Raw genomic sequence first — 22,009 nt, 5'->3', positions numbered from 1 at the left:
GCGGTTCAGCATGGTGAAGGCCTTCGGAAACATACCAGTTGTTCCATTTGCGTTTAATGCGGGAATCTTACATCGACAGTTCCAAAACACTCCTTGCACATAGTCAGCGGCCTGCTGAAGTGTCTTGACCGCCGACCTGTGGGAAAGCGGATATCATGGCCGCATCAATCGCGTCACCCTCAATCCTACTCATTGATCCTGCTCCTGAGTTCCACGAGATCATTCGCCGATATTTTTCGAGCGCTCTTGTGACTGTTTGTTCCTCGTTTAGGAAAGCCGTGACGTATATACCGCTGAACCTCTACCAAGTCGTCATCTGTCCTCAGAGCATTGCTTCGCTCGACGGGTATTCCCTGCTCGGCCTCAATCGGCTTCACCATCCTTGCTCACCCTTTATTGTCACGACGGAGCGAGAGGAAGTCGCTGCCGTGCGGCAAGCCATAGAGCAGGGCGCCCTTGGGTTTCTGCACGGAACCACGACGACCCCGAACATCATCTGCATCATTGAAGACCTGTTGTCACTCTACCAATTGCGTTGTTCGCTCGAAAGTGGCGCAACGTGGACGACCAAGTATGGCCATCAACTTCGGAGGAACCTCATTCGTAAGTCCAAAATGCTGAGCGATACCAGACAAGAAAACCGAGTGATGTGCGAACAAACGCTCACCGCCGTAGAAGGCAGCACGCTGGCATTTCAAGCCCAGGCCAATCATCTCGTCAGCGAGGCACGACAGAGAATGTGGGAATACTGATGCGTTCCCCGCTGGAATTCCTTAGGCGTCGGACATATTTAGCCCTGTGGAGATGCCGCAACCTCTTTCTTTATCCTCGCGTAATCGACGATGCTTTTCTCTAGGGTTACGCTCCATCAATTGTTTAGCTAATGCCCATCCACGGTATTTCCCCAGCTCCGTATATGATGGCCGCATGCGAGAATGAGTTAAACCTAAACGGAGGACACGATGAAAATAGGAATATTATCGATGTTGGTGGTTGGATTATTGGGATCCGGAGCTGGCATGACCTACGCTGCCGATCCCATGGCGGAGAAGGAAGCGAGTCCCACGATCAAAGAGCGCTTCTCGAACGATTCGTTCAAGGGAACGTTGTTGAGAATTGAGGGAGAGTACTACTCGATAAAGGATGATGATGGCAAAGAGCATAGAATCCATGTCGATAAGAGTACGAAGTTGGATACGGTGAAACCGGGCGACCTGGTCAAAGCGTATGTGACGGACCAAGGCCATACGACGACCTTGCAGCGAGTGAACTGAGTCAGACGCCGCAACACGGCGTAGTTACAAGGTTCTCTCCCAGTATAGATCTTGACATGCAGGCGGCAGCCCAAGACTAGAACAGCCCAATGGAAACATCGTGAACCGGTAACACGAACGTTATCGAACACATGAAGTAAAAATTGTGCTGTTCGATGAAAGCTCCGTTCTTGAAAAAGGACGGAGCTTTCTTTTCAGGCGTTAACAACGAGTCACCTAGACCTACACATTGGAATAGAGGGATTAACGCGCCAGCTCATACCGAATCATGCTGAGCATTTCTTCCATGCCAAAGGGCTTGCGAAGCGTTTGACGGACACCAAAGAGCCTGGCGGTGCTGAGCACACGCTCACCAATTGTCGTACGGGTCGAGAATCCGTCAATACCCGCTCTGGAGCCTGGAGCATGCCTTCGATTTCCGAGGCAAGCTCAATTCCATCCCTTAAAGTTCCTGACCGGTCTGGCGCAGGCCATTGAACGGCGGGGTGGGCAGATCTTCACAGACTGCCATGTCGAGGAGGTAAAGAGCGGAACCCCATCGCGCATTGATACCCGACCCGGGCACGTCATCACGGCTCACTCGGTGCTCGTGGCCACGAACATTCCCATCAATGATATGTTCGTGGTGCACTCCAAACAGGCACCCTATACCTCCTATGTCATCGGAGCTCGGGTGCCGGAGAATGCTGTGCCCCCCGCCCTGTACTGGGATCAGGCGGACCCATACCACTACGGCAGAATCCAAAAGGGAGCAGCAGCCGACGGCCAGGATATCTTGATCATTGGCGGTGAAGATCACAAGACTGGTCAGACGCACGATGGCGACGATCGCTATCAGCGCTTGGAACAGTGGGCCCGGACACGGTTTCCCATGATCAAGGACATCGAGTATCGCTGGTCGGGGCAGGTCCTGGAACCGATCGATGGTCTGGGATTCATTGGTCGGAATCCCAGTGATGCATCTAATATCTACATAGCTACCGGGGATTCCTGGATGGGCCTGACGCATGGCGTGATCGCCGGCATGCTCATCACCGATCTTATTCTGGGTCGTACGAATGCCTGGGCCACCTTGTACGATCCGTCTCGGAAGTCACTAAAAGCGGATGAAACCTCTTTTCAAGAAAACCTGAATGTGGCCGCACAGTATGGCGACTGGTTGTCGTCCGGTGACGTGGAATCTGAAGATCAGATTGCAAAGGGAACGGGGGCGATACTTCGGCAGGGTCTCCAGAAGCTCGCTGTCTATCGGAATGAAGGGGGAGAATTGCATCGCTGCTCAGCCGTGTGCCCCCATCTCAAATGCATTGTCGCGTGGGATACCATAGAACACAGCTGGAATTCTCCCTGTCACGGTTCTCGATTTAATGCGTATGGCAAGGTACTCCATGGACCGGCGAAGGACGATCTTTCTCCAATTGAGACATGACTGTCTGACCAATTCTATAAAGGTATCCCCATCTCGTACGCCGTCGCCACGCACGAGGAGAAAACGATCGTTAAACGGTAGAGGGCAGGCAGGGCCGCTTATCTCTCATACCCAAGAGAAAAGCGGCCCTGAAGTCGCTAGGCTTTGGCAACGGATTGCTTGCCCCTAGTAAACTTGCTCACCAAGGTTTCTTTGCGTTTCATCACCGCTGTCTCCAAGGCTTCCCAGTCGATCTCACTCTCTTGGGCTTTCGGAAACATCTCCCCTTCTTCCTCTTCGACATGATGCTTCACCAACTCCCCCAGGACGGTGAACTTGGCCTGAAAGGTTTCATCCTTCGGTGTGAGCTTCTTCAGTTCCTTGATGAGCACGTGAACGAGATGATGCTCTTCGACCGCCTCGTTCATCTGCTCGTCTTCGTCGATGGCCTTACGAATGGCCGGGTAGATGAGCTTCTCCTCCAAATCGGCATGGACCTCCAGTTCCATAATTGCGGTGGCGGCAATGTCTGCTTGCTCTTTCCCCTCTGCTGATTCGAACTCCTCGAAGAGCCCTTTCACTTTCTCATGATCCTCTTTCAACATGTCGATCACTCCGGGTGCGACTACAGCTTTGCCTGACATGCTCACCTCCATATATTAGTTTGTGTGAATGTTCGCCTATCCTATAGGACTTCCCATGCGGTCGTACTAGGAAGACCTATAGGTGGGGGAAGAGAAACGATCCGGAAGCTCAACAAACCACGTGCAAACCATCCCTTATCCATAATAACGCTTGACTCCGGTGCTGAATGCGCCCAGGGTGATGCTATGACGTATTGAGCCACGCCGACTGTCCTATCCTCGCGCGTCCCCGTCCCTTCCTGCGCGACCGATTCCTTGGTCTCCGCCGCTTTTACGCCGAATGTCTCTCGAAAACGCCTGTGTAGGCTTCGTCTGCCAAGAAGTCCTCGTGACTTGGGATTACGGGCGAACCTCTACACAAGAATCGATTTGACGTCTGTGGACCATGTCCGTCAACGCAGAAAGGAGCAATGTCATGATTACCATCACACCGATGGCAGAAGGAAAGATCAGGGAACTCATGCAGGAAGAGAAAGACACGATCGGCTTACGCGTATATGTGAAGGGCGGTGGGTGTCACGGCTACCAGTACGGAATGGCCTTCGAGTCTGCGACCGGCGACGACGACACGGTGATCGAAAAGGGTAATGTCAAGATCATCATGGACTCCCAGAGCGCCCCACTGCTCGCCGGTTGTGAAGTCGATTTCCAGGACAGCGTGCAAGGCTCAGGCTTTGCGATCAAGAACCCACAAGCCAGAACGACGTGTGGGTGCGGCAGTTCATTCAGCGCCTAACATCAGCGCCAGATCGCCGGCCACTATCGTCGACAGGAAGGGAACAAGCTATGGACACCACAGCCATCATCGGAACCAAGAATAAGAAGGGTCAAGTCATCACCGATCCACGCGTGATGATGAACGACGCGCCTCGCACCCCATCGTTTTTTACCGGCAGTGAAGTGATCAAGGAAGCCGTCAAGCGCGCTAACGTCGACATCATGGTAGCCTATCCCATTACGCCCCAGAGCGAGGCGGCCGCCCTGTGCGGCGAACTCTTTGCCGAAGGCTATATCGGCGATTATTTCCGCGGGGAGAGCGAATTTGCGGTCATGTCACAGTGCGCCGGCTCCGCCTTCGGCGGGGCCCGGGTTTTCACGACCACCGCCGGGCCCGGCACCATGCGGGCCATGGAAAACTTTCCGATGTGGGCCGGATCCAGATTGCCGATCCAATGTATCGTAACTTGCCGCGGCATCAATTCTCCCCTGTCGATCCAGCCGGACACGATCGAGATCGCCTACCTCATGAATACGGGCATGCTCGTCTGGCATGCAGAAACCGCACAGGATTTCTATGACTGGATTCTCAAGGGCTATATGGTGTCGGAAGAGCCGGACGTGCATTTGCCGTTGGCTCTCTGCTGCGACGGCTTCTTCGTGACCCACACGAAGGACGTCGTCGGCCTGACTCCCGCCGAGATGTGCCTGCCACCCTATGATCCCTATCGCTCACCCGTGCCCTGCATGGATATGGAGTGTCCTCCGGTCCGGATGATGCGCGATCCCTTCGTGATGAAGAGCAACTACATCAGCTACGCCACGCACGCGAGTTGGCAACAGGAAGTCTGGGCCGCCGCAGAACGGTCGCGCAAGCACACGATCGCCTGGCTGGATGGCCTGATCGACGTCGAAGACGGCGATGCCGACATCCTCATTATCTCCTCGGGAACCGCCGTCTCCCAGGGGCGGGAAGCTATGCGCCTGCTGGCCGATGAGGGGGTGCGCGTTGGACTCGTCAAGATCAAGACTTTGCGCCCGTGGCCGGAAGAAGAACTTCGCGAAGCCACCAAGCATGCCTCACACATCATCGTGCCCGAATTCAATGTCATCGGATGGATGGCAAAAGAAATCAAAGCCACGATCCCCAACAGCGAACGTGTCGTCGGCGGACCACGTGTCTGCGGGGGCATGACCTTGCCACCGGAAGTGATCGTGGAGGAAGTCAAGAAGGCGATCGGGATGCGATCCGGGGTGCTGGCAGGGCGCGGTGGATGAGCGTACCCGGCCGCGCCAGAAGGGAATAGCCGGACAGCGTTGAAGAACCTGTCACGAACCGGCGAAGGCGTTGCTCGTCGAAGTCGCCGCCCAGGCAAAGACAAGGAGCCGTGCCAACGCCATCGACTGTGCAAGAGATATACATTCCACCGCAACTGCGGATAACAGTGAAAGCGAGGTGTCAGATGAGTCTCGATTATGTAAAGTTCGCGCCAGGCTTCGATACCTTCATGCCGAAAGAATATCGGGATATGGTTGAACAGGGGCCCTTCGGCAAGAAAACAACAGTGTCACAGATGGGCAGCTTCAAGGAAATCCTGGAGGAGCATCCGATGTGCGCGGGCTGTGCGATGACCCTGTTCATCCGGCTGGCGATTGTCGCCTTTCCGAACCCCGAAGACACGATTACAGTCGGGACGGCCGGATGCGGCCGGCTCGCCATCTCGCAGGCGGCGATTCCCTTCGTGTACGGCAACTATGGCGACCAGAACGGCGTCGCCAGTGGATTGTCGCGCGGGTTACGAATCCGATTCGGCGACCAGCCCAAAGACGTTGTCGTGATGGCCGGTGACGGCGGCACCGCCGACATCGGATTCCAGCAGGTCCTCCATTCGTGGTTCCGGAGGGAACGGTTCACGACGATCATGCTGGACAATGAGGTCTACGGGAATACGGGCGGACAGGAAAGCGGGATGACCACCAGAGGAGCGGTGCTCAAGATGGCCCCGCTCGGCAAGAAGTTCGAGAAAATGGACATGGTCAGCATGGCCAAGATCGCCGGCTGCGCGTATATCGCCACCGTTGTGCCGAATAATCCGCGGCGGGTGGAAAGCTGCATCAAGAAGGCCGTGCTGATCGCGCGCGAGGTCGGTCCAACGTATATTCAGGCCTATACGTCCTGCAATATCGAGTACGCGATTCCGACCGACAAGGTCATGGAAGATGCCAAAACCGTGGAGGACGATCGATACAAATTTACCGAGTACGTCAGCGAAGACGCCAAGGCCTATCTGGCTGATCGGTATGGTTACAAGGAGTTCATCCAGAAACCGGCAGCGGCACTCACGAAGGTGTAATCACATGAATAGAGGGAAAAATTGAGAGAACACCCACACACTCTGTCCGAATCCTCCACGCCTCATGGGAATATCCTTGGCAATGGATTGAGACGGACCAGGGCCATACGACGACATTGCAGCGTGTGACCTAATCTCACGAGCTAAGGTTGTCTCCTGGTTTCGATCAGGACAGGCCTGGAATGGTTGATTACGTTGGGAGGCTCGCACAGGATTTATCTATGCGCAAGATATACCAGTGTGAGGGAATTTGAGCGTTACGGCCTAAGTACAACGCCCAGACTATCTCTCGTTGACGCTCGACCCGCTCACGAGTCCCCCCTATTCTCATGGAAAGAGCCAGATTGCCTTCGCATGTGACGTTCCTTTGCTGGAAATGTTGGACCGTTGAAAAGCCGAATACACCGCTTCCGACCAAAGGGGCTTCGTTCGGGATCTGCCGTGAATGTGGAACTATAAATTCGCTCTATGCTTACGAAGCCGTGTCTGCAATCCGGGCAAAGAAGAAATGAGCGTCTTCCGGATATGGGTGTGCCGTGTCGCCACCGGCGAGGTAACTAAAAGAGATACCTCATGGGCAGATCTAGCGAGGAAAGAGAATGAAATTTGTGGAGCCTCAGAGAGGGCGGCTCCATAGGCTCGTCAACAGGTACGTTTAGGAGGAACACCCGATCTACGGCTATTGACCCTTCCTGTAAATGACGAAAGCCGCTCCCAGTAAGCCGAGAAGCACTCCACCGAATATCAGCCAGTTTGCATCCATCATGTCTCCTTCCATTTTGCGTTTATACTCTTCAACTCCTTACATAGTGACCGAGCCCGGCAGGACTCACTGACAGCGCGTCGCAACGATTGATTTCTCATGAGGGTTGGGTGCTACGCGTCGAGGAAAGGACGGGGAGCTAATTGGAATCGATGAGCTGTTGCGCCGCCTTGAGAGCTTCCGCCTCCGCGCCTGCGTAAGAATAAACCCTCCCGGCCACAAACCCCTTTGGAGATGGTGCCTGTGTATTCCCGAGTTCAGTCACTAAAAAATGGCACCCCCAGTGTCCATCCTGTTCACCGAGTGTCAATATGATCGAGCGTCCCTTATAGTCGTGCCTCGACATAGGAACTACCTGAACATAGACAAGAGGGATATTCTTTGCGTCGCATTCCGCACATAAACCGATGAAGGTCGGAATGGGAAGCGGAGTCGATTCATCGTCCGACCTCTGCCTCCAGCATGCTCGACAAATCCAAATCACATTTGGAGGTATTGGGGGAGGGTGCATAATAACCGCCTCATACTCGTACACCCTTCAAGGCGTCCCCGCTCCGCCGTGAGTCATTAGGTTTTCCCCACACACAATTGTTTTGTGAGGCTCGGGCGGACAATAGCATCGCTATCAAACGAAGAATGGTCAAAACTGAACGCTTATCAGCTGATTAATGGAATCCGTGAGCCGTGGACTCTTATGTGATGAAATGAGCAGGTCTGGGGAGAGTGGAATACAAACTAACCCTTCACGCCTAGAGCGGGACGCTGAACGGGCTCTCACACGTGGGTGTGGGGACACCAGAATGAGGCTCTCTACGGCCGCCCAGGCGTTAGAAAAGCTCCGAGCCAAACAGGATGGATTCCCTGACCAGCACACAGCCCTCCTCCGCGAACCGTCTCTGATCGAGACCCGCCTCCCTTATCTCGAGGAATTAGTCGCGACCGGCCAGTGAACGCCGACCGTCGTGCAGCCGCTTCATCGCGGGGCCGAACGGAAGCTAGCTCTGACCAAAGAGCTGGAGCATCTTCAGAACCTTGCCGCTACCATGTCTCTGGATGAAAAATGTCTAACGAAGCGCTTACGTGATGAGCTGGACAGACTCCCGTCATTATTCGGGCGGCATGTCGATCTCTCCCGTCAGATGCTCAGGAAACTCCTAGACGGACATATTTCTGTGTGAGCCGATACTGGAGGCGGGAAAGCCCGGCTACCGCTTCACGGCAACCGGAACGGGTGATCAACTGTCGAGTCGGCGCGTGGGGGCGCAGACGCCCACCAGAGTGGGTTGAAGACTCTTTCCGCTGGCCTCGATTACGACAATCCAATAAAGAGGCCAGCGGCACGCAAAAGTGCGGTTTGGTGGAGGCGAGGCGCTCAACCCATCGTTGATAACCCATCTCGGCCCCAGTCTCACCTTCACCATCCAAGGGAAGGTGGTGACGGCATGACCCACCGGCTCGAACTTCCCGTCCGTCGTAACCACACTACCCAGAAGGTCCGGATTGCGAACCAGCGGACGCTTTATATCTCTGTCCATGATGATCCTTCCCCCGCCGAGATCTTCCTTCGGGTGAAAGGCGCCGATTGCACCCCCGAGACAACCGCACTATACGACGTCATTGCCCGTCTGCTGAGCGTGGCCCTGCAGTACGGCGCTTCCCTCGAAAAGCTCGGTGATCTCCTCACAGGGGCTAAATTCTCCCCATGCGGCCCGGTGGCCTGGCATGATCGGCTCAAACACTGCTCGAGTCTCCCCGATCTGATCGGCCGGCATCTGTTGGTGGAGTATTGTAGCCGTGATGATTTAGCACATGTTGCGAGCGCTTCCACTGAAATGTCCTAGCTGAACGAGCGTTTTTGGTTATCTTCTGCAGCGGTACAAGGAGGACTGACCATGAGAAGAGACTCTGGACACTTTGGACAACCTAGGAAAAAGACTAGGCGGAGAACATCGATGAAAAAGGGGTGCAAGAACTCCTTGAGGACCCTAGAGCCCCCGCCCGGGGGTCCTGTAAAAAACATTCGCTCCCAAAAAGGAAACCCCTCGATCAAGGAATCCCGCCCCATCATCCATCAAGGAGCAACCGCAACCAAATCGTTCATAGAGGCCACCGGTGAGGCATGGCAAGTAGAGAAGCACATTAAGCAGGTAAAAGATGCAAGGTCAGAAGTGTGACGAGCTGGGCCATAAAGAATAGAACATGAGCGCGTTGCGGTTCATATTGCCTACAATATTCATCCGCTAGCATAAATGCTGCCCAAAGGCTCAAACCAGCTGCAAAGGCTAAATCGACAAGGTCCCACCTGAGAGTCCGATGCTCAAGGCTCGAGAGAGTAGCCCATCCAAATAAAATGACGATACCAAGTTGCCACACCAAGATGCCGGAGAATAGCGCCTTGGCGATCCAGGCAGGCGTAGCGTATTCGCCGACTGCCAAAGCGACCGGTTGAAAATTGCAAGAGGCAAATTTCCATGCCCAGGGGAGAACCTCAAAAATTTTCATGGCCTCGCACAGATTGGTGAGCACTACGATGACAAACCAGAGGCCCCAAAAAGAGAGGAGGCCAAATTTGATTAGAGGGAGAGTGGGAGCCACGTCCATGCTGTGTCATGCACTCAGGGAACACACACCCGTGTGAGCTTCACCTGAAGGGAGTTTCCGAACAAGCTCGACTGACCATTGGCCTTGTGTCAGATCATCTGAGAAATGGTCACCTCGTGCCGGTCTTGCGCGAGCGAAATGGGCACGCCCAGTCTGCTGGAACGGCCCGACCTGCATATTGTCGTGCCTCTGAATTCTCTCCAAAGCTCGCCAGCATAGGATTCGTTGAGCCTTGCAAGGCCATATCGCGAGTTCGGATGGTCTCCTTCATCACGTCAAACTTGCCGCGGGCCCGTAAGCGATCAAATTGTTCATGGAAATTGAAGACGAGCGTCGGAATCGGACGGGTGCGGGCCAGACGCGACGCTTTGGGATGCATCCCGATAACGAACATGGCTCGTTCGCCGAGGCTAAACGAAAATTGCTGGCTCTGCGGGTCGGCCTCCACACGGTGGTCCCAGGCGAAGAACTTGGAGTCACGGGAGTGCATGGCCTGAAGCTGATTCCACAATAGCTCCTCGAAGTGCTGTTCTGACTGAATGACCGGTCCCGGGAACATCGCGATGAAGGTCATGAACTGGTCCTCAACGACAGGAAATTCGTGGGAAAACTCATACAGATCATGGCACACCGCACCAACGGCACGGTCGGACGCTAAGTCCGGATAGAGCCCAAAACGGTACTGGTTTTGACTAAACGCAGAGATGGCACCGGTGCACGGGTAAAACTGGCCCAGAATTCGTTGGCGTAGCTGATCATGGGCATCAATGAGTTGGGCATCTATAAGTTGCTCGGGCGCGAAGGGCTTCATAACGGACGTGCCGTCGAAGGCGGCATAGCTCGAAAACCGGCTTGCCACCGGGTCGACTGATAAAGGGTTCCACGGGCGCTCGATACTTCTCACAGCATCCTTTTTACAATGAAGCCGGGAGTCTCTTCTCACACGTCTGAGACGCTGCGCGAGAGGCGGAAATCCATTTTACTTTAGGAGCGCGGCATGGATAGCTCGAGAGAAATCCCCCGGCGAGAGTTCCTTCGTCAGGTAAGCGGACGCGCCTGCGGCTTTCATTTCACGAGCGACGGCGCCACTAGGGCAGACCGATAGCCCGATAATGATTACCTGGGGCTGCGTCGTCTTGATCCATCGCGTCGCGTCGAGGCCATTCATTCTGGGCATGTCCCTATCCATGAGGATGACATCGGGCTGTAATTGTTGCGCCAGCACGCTAGCCAACTCTCCGTTCTCGGCTTCGCCGACGACCGTAAACTCATCAGAGGAATTGACCATGTTTCGCAACTCCTGACGGAGAAGACGCTCGTTCTCAGCCAGAAGCACGCGAACTGGTTGGGGCAATGGGGCCATCGCCTTGTTGGAATCCGGTTTGCGCTCTCTCACCATAACCATCTGGACTGAATGGTCACATCCTATCGGTGCTATCAGCATAGCTGACCACGAAGAAGAATTATGCTCGGGCATACCCTAGCGGAAATTGTTGACAGCGAATGGTCCAGATGCGAGGCGATGGAGGTATTAGAAACGGATCGCTCACAAGGCTGACAATTTCCTAGCCTTACTAGTCTCCACCCGAGAATTGATGATTATTTCCGCCGCGAGCAGGGGCCGCTTCTCCCTCCATGGTCATGAGAAAAGCGGCCCTGAAGTCGCTAGGCTTTGGCAACGGATTGCTTGCCCCTAGTAAACTTGCTCACCAAGGCTTCTTTGCGTTTCATCACCGCTGTCTCCAAGGCTTCCCAGTCAATGTGGCTTGCTTGAGCCCTCGGAAACATTTCCCCTTCTTCCTCCTCAATATGGTGCTTCATCAGCTCACCCAGCACTCTGACCTTGGCCTGAAAGGCGTCATCCTTGGGTGTGAGGTGCTCCAGTTCCTTGATGAGGACATGGACGAGATGATGCTCCTCGATCGCCTCGTTCATTATGTCGTCTTTGTCGATTGCCTCACGAATGGCTGGATAGATGAGCTTTTCCTCAAGATCGGCATGAATCTCGATCTCCATGATGACCGTGGCGACAATGTCGGCTTGCTCTTTCCCCTTCGCCGATTCGAACTCTTCGAAAAATCCGTTGACCTCCGCGTGACCTCTTTTCAACATCTCGATGACGCCGGATACGACCGCAGTCTTGCCTGCCATAGGGCCCTCCCTTTTGAGTTGTTTCTACGCAGCGTAAGGGACTTCGATTGAGTGGCGTACTGGGAAAGCGCAGAGACAATGTGGACATGGATACGCCAGCGGTTGAGATCAAATTGACCTCAACGGCACTAGGATGAGTCCTAGCACCGCACTCAGTACAGAGAGTTGAGTGAAACGCACGTCCGATACGCAGTCCATGGTCGCTGCTCCCTACGCTTCCCACTGCATCGCCTTCCTGATCATGACCATACTTTCCACCTCTGGATGCTCGTCGCTGATTCCATCCACTCAACGAGGCGTGGCGACGGAATACAACCAGCACTGCGGACCAGAAGGCGCCAAGACACGACCGAATCGAGCCCCGGTCCACACTCGAGGTGGTCATTCGCCGGTTACAGCTAATGGAGCGGATCCAACTGGCCATGCTCGAGGTGAATTCGGCCACCGCAGAAATCGTCTGCGAACGGGATCGAGCCTATCAATTGGCCGACCGCATTGACGCAGTCGACGGGGGCGCGTGAAACAGCTCACCATCGCCTCGATTGTCGTAGGTGGAATCGCCGGCATTGTCACTGGCGGAATTGGACTGGCCGCTGGTGCAATAGTGGGCGCCGATGCCGCCACGCTGGGACGAGGGGTACTCGCTTCATGGTTTGGGCTCTCCGCCCTCTTTGTCCAATCAGAGGTGGACTTCCAACACGGGCGCAATATTCTCCGAGAACTCTGGGAAGATCCCGACGAGCCGCTGATCTTTTCCCCGATACTGTGGCGGTATCTCCATTGCTCGCCGACATCCGACGATACGTCGCCCCATACCCAAGTGGTCAACAGCTGGCGCCAGAAGGGTCGCTTGGGAGAGCGGGACTCGCAAGACGAAACACGCCGGCGTCTCTTGCTTTTCGGCGCAGGAGGTCGCTATTCCGCCCCAGACCTCCGTGCACGGGCCTCCATGCTGGAAACCCTTGAGGCTTCCTTGCGCCTGATTGATGAAGACGCTCTCGCTCTTGACCTACATTGGTGCTGCGTTCCTCGCCAAACCGGATTGGAGCGAAGTCCTGACGAATACCTTTCATCCCTCGGTGCAGTGGGATCACAGCTATCTCGTGATGTTCGTGGCCATTTTGGGCACGACCATTTCTCCTTATCTCTTTTTCTGGCAAGCGAATCAGGAAGTGGAGGAGGAAGTCGCCAAGGGACGCACACAGCTCTCAGATCGTAAGGGCGCGACAAAGGCCGAGCTCGGCCATGCGCGGTGGGATGTCGTTATCGGCATGCTGCTCTCCAATCTCGTCATGTACTTCATTATTCTCGCGACAGCCGCCACGCTGCATCGGGCAGGGCAGACCGATATCAACTCGGCGGCCGATGCGGCGGAGGCGTTGCGCCCACTCGCCGGTGATGCTGCGACATGGCTGATGGCGGTCGGCTTAATCGGAACCGGCTTCCTGGCCGTCCCCATTCTCACGGGATCGGCGGCCTATGCGCTCTGTGAGATCTTCGGCTGGCCCTGTAGTCTCGATGCGCAACCAAGCCAGGCCAAAGAATTTTATCTGACGCTCAGCGCCTGTACACTCGGGGCCTTGCTCATCGACTTCGTCGGAATCAATCCGATGGATGCGCTGCTCTGGACCGCGGTCATCAATGGACTGCTGGCCCCGCCTCTGCTGATGCTGATTGTGCTCATCGCGAATAATCGAGCTGTCATGGGAGAGCATACGGGCGGTGTCCTCCCCAATGTCTTGGGATGGCTGACCACGGCGCTGATGTCCGCGGCGGCCGTCGGACTTGTGCTGACCATCTGAGCATTTTCCGTTCGCGCATCACCGAACGAACTGGAGCTTTCCCCAGACCTCCTGCATGTACTGCTTGATCAACCCCATGTGTTTTCCCAGTTTCGACCGACTCTAAGGTTCGCTACGATCCAACAGAGAAGTTCAATATGCGGTGAGTGAGGTCATCTCGCAATAAAGGAGAGGACATATGAAGATCCTTCAGACATGCGCATCGACATTAATGGTCGCGGGAATGCTCCTGTTCACCGGCGGGACAGGACAGGCTCAGGTAGGGAGTGGAAGTGGTTCGGGCGGAGCAGTCGGACAGGGAGGCCCCGAGATCAAGAGACCAGGACCCGGGCCGGAGGTGACGCCGGGACGACCAGGAACCATGCCGGAATTCAACCAAAATGCGCCGGGTGCTCCTGACGGCGGGAAAGCATCCCGACCCGGATCTGGCAACATGGGCGCGCCCGGCAGTCCAGGGCAACCTGGAGGGACCAGGACACCAGGCGGAGGAACGAGTTCGCCTGGTACGGGGTCATCTGGCGGGATGGGCTCATCAAGCTCATCGGGTGGTATGGGTTCTGGTGGAGGGATGGGATCATCCGGAGGCGCGGGAGGGGGCGGGAAGTAAACAAGCTCGTCCTCATGCCCACATCCTGAACGTTGTGTGTTTGAGGGAAGAGAGGGCCGAAGCGGAAGGCAGCAGTTGAGAAACAATGTGTACGCAGCGGAACTACTACCGTATTTGACTTAACAACTATTAGAAGGAGACGCCTACGATGTCAGTTATAGAAAAATCCATCGACCTGAATGTGCCGGTCCGGACCGCCTACAATCAATGGACCCAGTTTGAGGATTTTCCTCGATTCATGGAGGGCATCGAACACGTCCACCAGATCGACGCGAAGCATCTGCACTGGAAAGCCACGATTGGCGGCAAGCAGCAGGAATGGGATGCCGAGATTACGGAGCAGGTTCCTGATCAACGGATCGCCTGGCGAAGTCAGCACGGGGCGAAGAACGAAGGGATCGTTATCTTTTCACCAGTCACCGAGGGGAAGTCCAAGATCAACTTGCGCATCGATTTCGAGCCTCAAGGGGTGGTTGAGAAAACGGGTGATGTCGTAGGGGTGGTCTCACAACGCGTGGAAGGGGACCTGAAGCGATTCAAGGAATTCATTGAGTCACGTGGCCATGAAACCGGCGCCTGGCGAGGAAACGTGGATGCCAGCAGCCGATAGGCATGGTGCAGCACCCGTAACCTGCTCCACTCATACTCAGGATGCACATTTTATGGAGGCTGTATGAAAACGAACAAGATCTTATTGATGCTTGCGGTTGGACTGTTGGGCTCTGGAATGGGTGTGACCTATGCAGCGGATCCCATGGCCGAAAGAGAAGCCTCCCCTACGCTCAAGGAGCGTCTGACGAAAGACACGATCAAGGGCACATTAATGAATATAGACGGCGAGTACTACTCCATCAAAGAGGATGACGGCAAAAGCTACAGGATTCATGTGGATAAGAGTACGAAGTTGGACACGGTGAGGCCGGGGGACATGGTCAAAGCCTATGTAACAGATCAAGGCCATACGACGACCTTGCAGCGTGTGCAGTGATGGGTTTATGGCATGAGCCGAAGGCAAGGTTCTCTCCCAGTACCAGGCTGGTTATGGAACCGATAGCATGACACTAGACCAACGCAGTGGAAATATTTTGAACGGGTAGCGGAAACGCTACCGGGCACAGAATATAAAAACTGCGCTGTTCACACTAAGCTCCGCCCTCGAAAGAGGACGGGGCTTTCTTTTTGATAGTAGGATGGGAGATGCGTACTGAACACGTTATCCTCATGTATTTAGTTGGGGTGGGGATTGTTCTATATATAACGTTTCTACTATTTGGGTAGATTAGGTTGTGGAACAGATGCTACAGCGTAGGATCCGAGACCGATTCCCTGTCGGCATACCACCCTACTCAGAGAACTGTCTCTGATTGAAATCCGGCTTCATCACCTGGTGGAATTGATTGCAAGCGGTCAGGGAACGCCGAGCATCATACAATTGCTTCATCGCGAGGAGGAACGTAAGCTGGCTCTGACCAAGGATCTTGAGCATCTTCAAGAGCTGGCCAACACCGTCTCTCTGGATGAAAAGCGGATTACCAGGCGATTACGAGAAGAACTGGGCCAGCTCCCATCGTTATTGGGACGACACATCTCTTTGACCCGCCAGATGATCAGAAAACTCCTGGATGGGCATATTCTGTGTGAGCCGATACTGGAAGGCGGGAAGCCCGGCTACCGCTTCACGGCAACCGGGACATTTGACCGCTTGTTGACCGGGGCAAGCCTGATCAACCATGGTGGTGGAGGCGAGGGGAGTTGAACCCCTGTCCGAAGATCGTCAGTGCACTGCGTCTACATGTGTAGCCGACAATTTAAGTTTCGCAGCCATCCACGCCTATCGGCAAGCTTAGAACAGCCGCTAGCCCAGAAAGTTCTTATCCTCGGCCGCTGAGCACCGGCTTGGGACCAGCCCGCTGCATCGCGCCATTCCACCCCCGCGGGCCTCAGATGGAACGACGTCTCAGCCTAAATTAGGCTGCGAGTGCCAGTTCTTGATTGGCAGTTGCATTTTCCCGGAGGGTTACGAGTCCCCGAGAGCTCGACATGCGACAGTGACCTCAGTATCCCCGTCGAAACCGGTCGCCCCCTTTCAGTCGGATGTTAAAAAAGACTTCTGACCGCGTTCTCACTTCGCTCCGAGGCTCGACGTACATACCACTGTACTCCTCGCCCCTTCATGAGACAGGCATTCAAGCATGTCCAACGCTATTACGCATGCCTATGATACCGCACAGGTCAATGGGACGCCACTTGTTTGATCTGAAAACTCTGTCCGAAGACCGCCAAGCGATGTCCACGTGCAACCTCTACTCATCCAGGCTCGGCCGGACAAGGAAGGGGCCATAATGAAGGGCAAAGAAAAGATATGCTCCACCCCAGCTAAGCGCCGACAAACCCATCATCGCATGGGTCAGCGCCGTAGGCGTGTCGGGGTTCGGAGCTAAGATTCGGAGTAAGGCCCCGATATTGACCAACAGGTAGATCGCGACGGTAAGCCGATCGGCATGTCGTGGTCGTCCCGTGTGGCCAAGACTGGCTCGAGTCATCACTGCCAACGTCATCGTGCCCATCGCCCCGGTGGTGAGAAGATGGACCGCGTTGGCAGTTGACAACCCAAGCCCCAGAATCGATGCGCCAAGGACTACCAAAAACAGTCCCACCCATCCGTAGCCTACGTGGAGAATCAACACCAATGGCTCTGGCCAGGTCTTCCACCCGGTCCAGCGCAGCAATCGACCCAGATTCGCCATCCCAGCCACGATGAGCATGACTCCCGCCAAGAGGCTCTCCGGCTGAATAATCCAGGTGACGGCACCCGCGAGCACCAGGGCGATCGCAATCCCATCCGCCGGAGTAAACGCCTCCGGCAGCTCGGTTATGTTGCGTTCACTCAAGAACTCGCGCGTGAAGGTGGGCGTGAGACGTCCGCCGATGATCGTCAACATCAGCGTCATGACCGACAGGGCGAGACGCTCAGGAAGATCCGTGGGCGCGGCGCGCAATGCCGATAGGTGGAAGAGGATATTGGCACAGGCATAGAAACTCACCAACACCCCGATCGGCGCGCGATCCCACGTTCGCGCGGCGAGAATCTCCCGCCACACATAGGCGGCCAGCGCGACCAGAAAGGCTCCGTCGACAGCCGCAGCGATAGACGCGCTCACCCACGGGAACGCGATCAGCAGTCGCCCTCCCAGCCACAGCAGGAACAGCATGAGCAACGGCACGCCCCTGAGCGGCATACGGTCGGTCCAGTTGGGCATAGCCGTCAACAAAAATCCCGCGATCAACGCCGGCAGATAGCCGAACAGCATCTCGTGGACGTGCCATTCGCGTGGAGGATAGAGAAAATCCACTTGCACCCGGCCCGCGAACAGAGCGACCCAGGCCAGAACAGCGAGGCCGGCAAACAGCGCCGCACCCAGAAAGAAGGGCCGGAACCCGTACGACAAGAACGCCGGCCCGCCGTAGGGCGGAAATGTCGGTTCCTCGTCCCCTTGAGCCGCGGGCACCACTGGTTGACTGGCGATTGGAATTTCTTTCGATGACATCCTGAAAGGGATTCTCGACGGTGGGTCGGAGGCTTGTCAACTCAAAGGAGATGATACGTGACAGTCCGACAGAGAATGGGCTGACTATCTGATAGACACGAGGCCTCCTTAGCTAAGAGTGCCGCTCCATAAAAGAATCGCGGTAGAGTGCTGTGCTTCCCACTACACTTCAATCGAGTCATAGACATAAATAGACCGTACATCGAGCATGTCGGCCGGTGTCATCGGTGCCGAGATTAACGAAGACATCTCATCGTTGATCCGATGTCCTTGTAAGAAGGCCGGTGCGCTCTGGAGTGGACGGTACGTTCGTCCATGCTCAGTCAGCCAGGCCTCCCACAGACGATCGATATTGCAGTGATTCATGTAGAAGACCGGGTCATTGGGCGAGGTAGACGGCAGCATGTCTCCGCCGACCCACACGTGTACGCGATTATGCAAAGCCGGCGCATCGGGCGGTGCCCATCCTTCAGACCGATTACGGAACCCCGCCGAGGTGGTGTCCCAATTTGGCGTGTCATATGGCGTCAACGCGAGCACACCTTCCGTGTCGGTTTTGTCGGGTAGAGTTTGAATAAACGAGCCCAGCGCGCGAGACAATCCCCGATTGCTCTGCGCCAGCTGTCCGTTTTCATCCGCTTCGATTCGCACGCGAAAACTGGTAGGGTTCCCGGACCTAAACCGGAAGGGTCCGGTCCGCACGGGAGTACCCGTCCCTCCCATTGCACTGGCTCGCCAAACTCGTGATCGTCGCTGCTGCGCTGCCGTGCGCTGTCCATCGGTGGCCCAATCCCAGTAGGGCAAACCGAACGTCGCGTCGTTCAACACCCGTTGAAGATTGAGCTCCAGCTGCATCAGCATGAAGCGATGCCAGGGGAAAAACACGGGGCCGCGGTGAGCGGCATTGCGGTCCCCCTGGTCCGACGGCGTCATCGTCATCATGGCCGTGTGATGCCACACCACAAAGAGGTCGTATGTGCTCACAGGCGTCGACCGGCCGGGAATACCCAGACTCGAGGTTGTCGGTCCGGGAAACTCTTGTTTCAGAAGATTGACCCCTCGCGCGTACTGTTGTCTGGCCACGGCATTCGTCAACAGATTCGGTCGCGTGACAGCCATCGTAACCTCCTAGCGGTGAGCGTGTTTCGCACCATGCATGCCGCCTTGCTTCTTGAGCCTGGCCTTCTTTGGGAAGCGGTGTGGGAACACAGCGATAATGGCTTTCACCATGTCAACCGCCGAAGCGAATGACAGATTGGGCACCGGGTGATAGTGAACATGGCCGTCATTGGTTACCCCCAAATGCCCCATCACCGGCCGTCCATCCACTTCGATGGCATATCGTGTCTTCACAACGATGTGATGTCCTCGATACTCAGCCGTCCGCACGGATTCAGCCCTGTGGTGAGGCAACTGCTGCGTCTGCTTCACGCGGCCGGCATTCTTGGCCACATAGGAGTGAATCGATTTGGTAGTGGGTCGCTCTATGTCGCGTCGCTTAGCCATAACTGATCTCCTCTGTCGGCTGTGAAGCACATGACTCCCCCGTGCCGGTTCATATCATTAGCATCTTCCGATGGGTGGCTCCAACCATAAAACTTCGTTGCCGGACAGTGGCCGGAATACACGTAGAATCGGTGTTGCCTTCCGCGAAGCGTGATAGCTGTATCGTTTTGTCCCTCCGTGCGTATCGCTCGAGATACCATCCGCGATTGAAATCCATTCCTGGAACTCATGCGTAGAACAGAAAGCGAGCTCCACAAACTGGTCTGCAAGTCCCTACTGGAGCCTGCTGGAAGGCCGCGAGGCATAACGGAACGATGGAAGCGAAATGGCTCGTGAAGCTGTGCCTTACTCTGGCACCAGCATTGCTTATTTCCTGAGCAGATGAAGGCATGGATCGCGGGTAGGCGCACCGGTTCTCAACGATTCAGCAAGGAGGGAGTTCCCATGAAATGCACAAGGTGCTGCGGGCTGATGATCGTGGATCATCTACTGGACATGCAAGAAAGCTATCTGCCGATGTGGATGCGGGCACACCGGTGTGTCACGTGCGGCAATATCGTCGATCCAGTGATCCAACATCACCGGATGGTTCGGCGCGCCCGGAGAGCCGAGCGGCTCGCAACACGTTTGGCGCAAACGGCAGTTCAATCGGCACGGGCGGCGTAATGAGTAATCGAACGACTTGTCGACCTAAAGCAGGTGGTCCACCAAGACCCACGCGGGCAAGGCAGGTTGCACGCGAGACCGAGAGCCGACAGCCGATCCTTGATGGTCATTGATCGCCGTTGACCACATTCAACACTCGCCGGCCATACCGTTCGGCCTTCGCGTCGCCGATGCCGGGAATCTCCAGCAAGGCGGCATGCGTCACGGGCTTGGAACCGGCAATCGCTTTCAACGTTTTGTCGTGAAAAATGAGAAACGGTGCAACGCCCTCTTCCTCGGCAAGTTCGGTGCGGAGCTGTCTGAGCCGTTCGAAGAGCTGTGGATCCGGCGGTAGAGAGGCGACATGCACGCGATTCGGCTTCTTCACCGATAAATCGGAATGATGTTCCTCTCCCTGTGTGAAAGTCACGGTGCGAAACCCTTGCAGAACCTCTCGCCCATTGCGCGTCACATCGAGAGTGGGATACTCCGTGCCTTCGACCTGAAGATACCCTGAGTCGATGAGGCCCTTCACCAAGCCCGTCAAAGACGGCTTCGTCTGCGCTCGACAAGTTCCATATGTCGGACAGTCTTCTGCGCCGCAGGCCAGCAACACTTTCGAACGGCTTCCACGAAGAATGTCGACGACTCGATTCATGCCGAACCGCCCCATACACCAGGACACGGTTTCCAAGATCGCCTTCTCGGAAACGGCGGGATCGTGGAAGAACGTCCGGCTCGGTTGCCGCACCGGTGCGACACACCGATCACACAGGCCGCAAGGACCCAAGGCCAGCTCGGCTTCATCGCTGAAGTACTCAAGAATCGCGAGCTGCCGGCAGGTCGAGACCGATACATATCCCAGCATCTCTTGAAGGAGCGTCCTCATTCGCCCGGCACGTTCAACGCCTTCAGGATCTCTTGACGCCTGCTCCATGAAGTACTCCTGCGTGGCCAGATCACGCTCGTGGAACAGCAACACACAGGCAGCGGGACGTCCGTCGCGACCGGCACGCCCCACCTCTTGATAATAGGCTTCCACACTTCCTGGAATGTCGAAATGGACGACCAATCGGACGTCCGACTTATCGATGCCCATGCCGAAAGCATTCGTCGCGGCCAAGACCCTCAGCCTCCCCCGGCGAAAATCGTCATGGACGAGTCGCCGTTCCTCATCCGAAAGACCGGCATGATAGTAGCCGACCGAAGGGTGAGATTGTCCCAGCCATGCCGCAACCTCCTCTACCGCCCTGCGGGTGGCGCAATAGACGAGGATCGTGCCCTTCTCCGTCTCGCGAACCAAGCGTTCCAGCGTCGTCAGTTTTTCCCCCCGTGACTGACAGAGGTGGACGGACAAGGCGAGATTGGCCCGGCGAAACCCTGCGACCAATCGGAACGGATCGTGAAGCGACAGCCGTTGGCAGAGATCCGTTTGCACTCGACTGGTGGCCGTAGCAGTCAGCGCCAGACAGGGAGGATGTGTGAGTTGCCGGCGTAAGTGACCGATCTTGAGATAATCGGGCCTGAAATCATGGCCCCATTGGGAAATGCAGTGCGCTTCGTCGACCACCAGTAATGACACCCAGAGGGAACGCAACAGTTGGAGAAACCCCTCATGCTGCATCCGTTCCGGCGCGAGATAGAGCAGCTGAAGCCGCCGCTGCTGGAGATCCTGCATCACGCGGTTCTTTTCAAATCCGGTGAGGCCGGAGTGAAACGCCGCCGCAGCAATATTCCGCTGCTTCATGGCCGTCACTTGATCCTGCATCAACGCGATGAGCGGAGAAATCACCAGCGTCAGGCCGGGCAAGAGCGTCGCCGGTAATTGATAGCAGAGCGACTTTCCCTGGCCGGTCGGCATGACTGCCATCGCATCTCGCCCAGCCAACACCGCTCGAATGACTTCCTCCTGGCCTGGCCGAAACGTCGCAAAACCGAATCGATCGCTGAGCTGTCGAGTCAGATCATCCACGGGAGATGAGCTGGAAC

23 protein-coding genes and 1 other RNA gene are annotated in these 22,009 nt (G+C 55.8%); 14 read left to right on the top strand and 10 right to left on the bottom strand.

What is annotated here, in order from left to right; all coding sequences use genetic code 11:
- The first annotated feature begins 155 nt into the window (after positions 1 to 155).
- The 3 genes from H8K04_02400 to H8K04_02390 all read left to right on the top strand — a co-directional run bounded on the left by H8K04_02400 (position 156) and on the right by H8K04_02390 (position 2,703).
- Positions 156 to 752, top strand: coding sequence for a response regulator (locus H8K04_02400; GenBank protein ID UVT16435.1), 597 nt, complete (start codon positions 156 to 158; stop codon positions 750 to 752).
- A 210-nt stretch (positions 753 to 962) separates the two neighbouring features.
- Positions 963 to 1,274 carry a hypothetical protein gene (locus H8K04_02395; protein ID UVT16434.1) on the top strand — a complete coding sequence of 104 codons (312 nt, stop codon included), beginning with the start codon at positions 963 to 965 and terminating at the stop codon, positions 1,272 to 1,274.
- A 334-nt stretch (positions 1,275 to 1,608) separates the two neighbouring features.
- A complete protein-coding gene (locus tag H8K04_02390; GenBank protein ID UVT16433.1) occupies positions 1,609 to 2,703 on the top strand; it encodes an FAD-dependent oxidoreductase in 1,095 nt (364 codons plus the stop codon).
- Positions 2,704 to 2,840: 137 nt separating this feature from the next.
- On the opposite strand, the gene H8K04_02385 is transcribed toward H8K04_02390, so the two are convergent.
- Complete coding sequence (locus H8K04_02385) at positions 2,841 to 3,326, bottom strand: hemerythrin domain-containing protein (protein ID UVT16432.1); 486 nt, start codon at positions 3,324 to 3,326, stop codon at positions 2,841 to 2,843.
- A gap of 415 nt (positions 3,327 to 3,741) precedes the next feature.
- Here H8K04_02385 and erpA point away from each other — a divergent pair, with 415 nt between their 5' ends.
- The 5 genes from erpA to H8K04_02360 all read left to right on the top strand — a co-directional run bounded on the left by erpA (position 3,742) and on the right by H8K04_02360 (position 9,001).
- Complete coding sequence (gene erpA / locus H8K04_02380) at positions 3,742 to 4,062, top strand: iron-sulfur cluster insertion protein ErpA (protein ID UVT16431.1); 321 nt, start codon at positions 3,742 to 3,744, stop codon at positions 4,060 to 4,062.
- 50 nt (positions 4,063 to 4,112) lie between these two features.
- Entirely contained in the window at positions 4,113 to 5,321 is a 1,209-nt protein-coding gene (locus H8K04_02375; GenBank protein UVT16430.1) for a ferredoxin oxidoreductase, read from the top strand.
- A 185-nt stretch (positions 5,322 to 5,506) separates the two neighbouring features.
- Positions 5,507 to 6,397, top strand: coding sequence for a ferredoxin oxidoreductase (locus H8K04_02370; protein ID UVT16429.1), 891 nt, complete (start codon positions 5,507 to 5,509; stop codon positions 6,395 to 6,397).
- A 1,563-nt stretch (positions 6,398 to 7,960) separates the two neighbouring features.
- Complete coding sequence (locus H8K04_02365; GenBank protein ID UVT16428.1) at positions 7,961 to 8,110, top strand: hypothetical protein; 150 nt, start codon at positions 7,961 to 7,963, stop codon at positions 8,108 to 8,110.
- Positions 8,111 to 8,602: 492 nt separating this feature from the next.
- Positions 8,603 to 9,001, top strand: coding sequence for a hypothetical protein (locus tag H8K04_02360; GenBank protein UVT16427.1), 399 nt, complete (start codon positions 8,603 to 8,605; stop codon positions 8,999 to 9,001).
- Between the two features lie 298 nt (positions 9,002 to 9,299).
- On the opposite strand, the gene H8K04_02355 is transcribed toward H8K04_02360, so the two are convergent.
- The 4 genes from H8K04_02355 to H8K04_02340 form a co-directional block, all read right to left on the bottom strand.
- Positions 9,300 to 9,761, bottom strand: a complete 462-nt coding sequence (locus H8K04_02355; GenBank protein UVT16426.1) for a hypothetical protein — start codon at positions 9,759 to 9,761, stop codon at positions 9,300 to 9,302.
- A gap of 109 nt (positions 9,762 to 9,870) precedes the next feature.
- Positions 9,871 to 10,665, bottom strand: a complete 795-nt coding sequence (locus H8K04_02350; protein ID UVT16425.1) for a YqcI/YcgG family protein — start codon at positions 10,663 to 10,665, stop codon at positions 9,871 to 9,873.
- A 75-nt stretch (positions 10,666 to 10,740) separates the two neighbouring features.
- Positions 10,741 to 11,166 (bottom strand): response regulator transcription factor, encoded by a 426-nt coding sequence (locus H8K04_02345; GenBank protein ID UVT16424.1) that lies wholly within the window; start codon positions 11,164 to 11,166, stop codon positions 10,741 to 10,743.
- A 260-nt stretch (positions 11,167 to 11,426) separates the two neighbouring features.
- Complete coding sequence (locus H8K04_02340) at positions 11,427 to 11,912, bottom strand: hemerythrin domain-containing protein (GenBank protein ID UVT16423.1); 486 nt, start codon at positions 11,910 to 11,912, stop codon at positions 11,427 to 11,429.
- Between the two features lie 986 nt (positions 11,913 to 12,898).
- On the opposite strand from H8K04_02340, the gene H8K04_02335 reads away from it, so the two are divergent.
- The 5 genes from H8K04_02335 (at position 12,899) to H8K04_02315 (ending at position 16,077) form a co-directional block, all read left to right on the top strand.
- Positions 12,899 to 13,714, top strand: coding sequence for a divalent metal cation transporter (locus H8K04_02335; protein ID UVT16422.1), 816 nt, complete (start codon positions 12,899 to 12,901; stop codon positions 13,712 to 13,714).
- Between the two features lie 380 nt (positions 13,715 to 14,094).
- Entirely contained in the window at positions 14,095 to 14,400 is a 306-nt protein-coding gene (locus H8K04_02330) for a hypothetical protein (protein ID UVT16421.1), read from the top strand.
- Between the two features lie 69 nt (positions 14,401 to 14,469).
- Positions 14,470 to 14,931 carry an SRPBCC family protein gene (locus H8K04_02325; GenBank protein UVT16420.1) on the top strand — a complete coding sequence of 154 codons (462 nt, stop codon included), beginning with the start codon at positions 14,470 to 14,472 and terminating at the stop codon, positions 14,929 to 14,931.
- Positions 14,932 to 14,994: 63 nt separating this feature from the next.
- A complete protein-coding gene (locus tag H8K04_02320; GenBank protein UVT16419.1) occupies positions 14,995 to 15,309 on the top strand; it encodes a hypothetical protein in 315 nt (104 codons plus the stop codon).
- Positions 15,310 to 15,708: 399 nt separating this feature from the next.
- Positions 15,709 to 16,077: a hypothetical protein gene (locus tag H8K04_02315; GenBank protein UVT16418.1), complete on the top strand. Its 369-nt coding sequence runs from the start codon at positions 15,709 to 15,711 to the stop codon at positions 16,075 to 16,077.
- Here the strand turns inward: H8K04_02315 and ssrA are convergent.
- The 4 genes from ssrA to H8K04_02295 all read right to left on the bottom strand — a co-directional run bounded on the left by ssrA (position 16,056) and on the right by H8K04_02295 (position 19,375).
- Positions 16,056 to 16,405: a transfer-messenger RNA gene (gene ssrA, locus H8K04_02310) on the bottom strand. The genes H8K04_02315 and ssrA overlap by 22 nt on opposite strands.
- Positions 16,406 to 16,624: 219 nt before the next feature.
- Entirely contained in the window at positions 16,625 to 17,869 is a 1,245-nt protein-coding gene (locus H8K04_02305) for an NnrS family protein (protein UVT16417.1), read from the bottom strand.
- Between the two features lie 162 nt (positions 17,870 to 18,031).
- On the bottom strand, positions 18,032 to 18,988 hold the full coding sequence (locus tag H8K04_02300; GenBank protein ID UVT16416.1) for a tyrosinase family protein: 957 nt from the start codon (positions 18,986 to 18,988) through the stop codon (positions 18,032 to 18,034).
- Positions 18,989 to 18,997: 9 nt separating this feature from the next.
- Entirely contained in the window at positions 18,998 to 19,375 is a 378-nt protein-coding gene (locus H8K04_02295) for a hypothetical protein (protein ID UVT16415.1), read from the bottom strand.
- Positions 19,376 to 19,819: 444 nt separating this feature from the next.
- Here H8K04_02295 and H8K04_02290 point away from each other — a divergent pair, with 444 nt between their 5' ends.
- Entirely contained in the window at positions 19,820 to 20,041 is a 222-nt protein-coding gene (locus H8K04_02290) for a hypothetical protein (protein UVT16414.1), read from the top strand.
- Between the two features lie 106 nt (positions 20,042 to 20,147).
- On the opposite strand, the gene H8K04_02285 is transcribed toward H8K04_02290, so the two are convergent.
- Complete coding sequence (locus tag H8K04_02285; protein ID UVT16413.1) at positions 20,148 to 21,992, bottom strand: ATP-dependent DNA helicase RecQ; 1,845 nt, start codon at positions 21,990 to 21,992, stop codon at positions 20,148 to 20,150.
- Positions 21,993 to 22,009 lie beyond the last annotated feature (17 nt).

Origin of the sequence: Nitrospira sp. (assembly GCA_024760525.1) — a bacterium.
Taxonomy (GTDB): Bacteria; Nitrospirota; Nitrospiria; order Nitrospirales; family Nitrospiraceae; genus Nitrospira_D.
The sequence above is the reverse complement of the archived record's forward strand: the minus strand, read 5'-3'. Positions and strand labels throughout refer to the sequence as shown.

What these genes read in the sequence shown, in the direction of transcription:
- H8K04_02400 (UVT16435.1), top strand. Translation starts at nt 156, where the DNA reads ATGGCCGCATCAATCGCGTCACCCTCAATCCTACTCATTGATCCTGCT.
- H8K04_02395 (UVT16434.1), top strand. Translation starts at nt 963, where the DNA reads ATGAAAATAGGAATATTATCGATGTTGGTGGTTGGATTATTGGGATCC.
- H8K04_02385 (UVT16432.1), bottom strand. Translation starts at nt 3,326, where the DNA reads ATGTCAGGCAAAGCTGTAGTCGCACCCGGAGTGATCGACATGTTGAAA.
- erpA (UVT16431.1), top strand. Translation starts at nt 3,742, where the DNA reads ATGATTACCATCACACCGATGGCAGAAGGAAAGATCAGGGAACTCATG.
- H8K04_02375 (UVT16430.1), top strand. Translation starts at nt 4,113, where the DNA reads ATGGACACCACAGCCATCATCGGAACCAAGAATAAGAAGGGTCAAGTC.
- H8K04_02370 (UVT16429.1), top strand. Translation starts at nt 5,507, where the DNA reads ATGAGTCTCGATTATGTAAAGTTCGCGCCAGGCTTCGATACCTTCATG.
- H8K04_02365 (UVT16428.1), top strand. Translation starts at nt 7,961, where the DNA reads ATGAGGCTCTCTACGGCCGCCCAGGCGTTAGAAAAGCTCCGAGCCAAA.
- H8K04_02360 (UVT16427.1), top strand. Translation starts at nt 8,603, where the DNA reads ATGACCCACCGGCTCGAACTTCCCGTCCGTCGTAACCACACTACCCAG.
- H8K04_02355 (UVT16426.1), bottom strand. Translation starts at nt 9,761, where the DNA reads ATGGACGTGGCTCCCACTCTCCCTCTAATCAAATTTGGCCTCCTCTCT.
- H8K04_02345 (UVT16424.1), bottom strand. Translation starts at nt 11,166, where the DNA reads ATGGTTATGGTGAGAGAGCGCAAACCGGATTCCAACAAGGCGATGGCC.
- H8K04_02340 (UVT16423.1), bottom strand. Translation starts at nt 11,912, where the DNA reads ATGGCAGGCAAGACTGCGGTCGTATCCGGCGTCATCGAGATGTTGAAA.
- H8K04_02335 (UVT16422.1), top strand. Translation starts at nt 12,899, where the DNA reads ATGAAGACGCTCTCGCTCTTGACCTACATTGGTGCTGCGTTCCTCGCC.
- H8K04_02330 (UVT16421.1), top strand. Translation starts at nt 14,095, where the DNA reads ATGCGCCGGGTGCTCCTGACGGCGGGAAAGCATCCCGACCCGGATCTG.
- H8K04_02325 (UVT16420.1), top strand. Translation starts at nt 14,470, where the DNA reads ATGTCAGTTATAGAAAAATCCATCGACCTGAATGTGCCGGTCCGGACC.
- H8K04_02320 (UVT16419.1), top strand. Translation starts at nt 14,995, where the DNA reads ATGAAAACGAACAAGATCTTATTGATGCTTGCGGTTGGACTGTTGGGC.
- H8K04_02305 (UVT16417.1), bottom strand. Translation starts at nt 17,869, where the DNA reads ATGTCATCGAAAGAAATTCCAATCGCCAGTCAACCAGTGGTGCCCGCG.
- H8K04_02300 (UVT16416.1), bottom strand. Translation starts at nt 18,988, where the DNA reads ATGGCTGTCACGCGACCGAATCTGTTGACGAATGCCGTGGCCAGACAA.
- H8K04_02295 (UVT16415.1), bottom strand. Translation starts at nt 19,375, where the DNA reads ATGGCTAAGCGACGCGACATAGAGCGACCCACTACCAAATCGATTCAC.
- H8K04_02290 (UVT16414.1), top strand. Translation starts at nt 19,820, where the DNA reads ATGAAATGCACAAGGTGCTGCGGGCTGATGATCGTGGATCATCTACTG.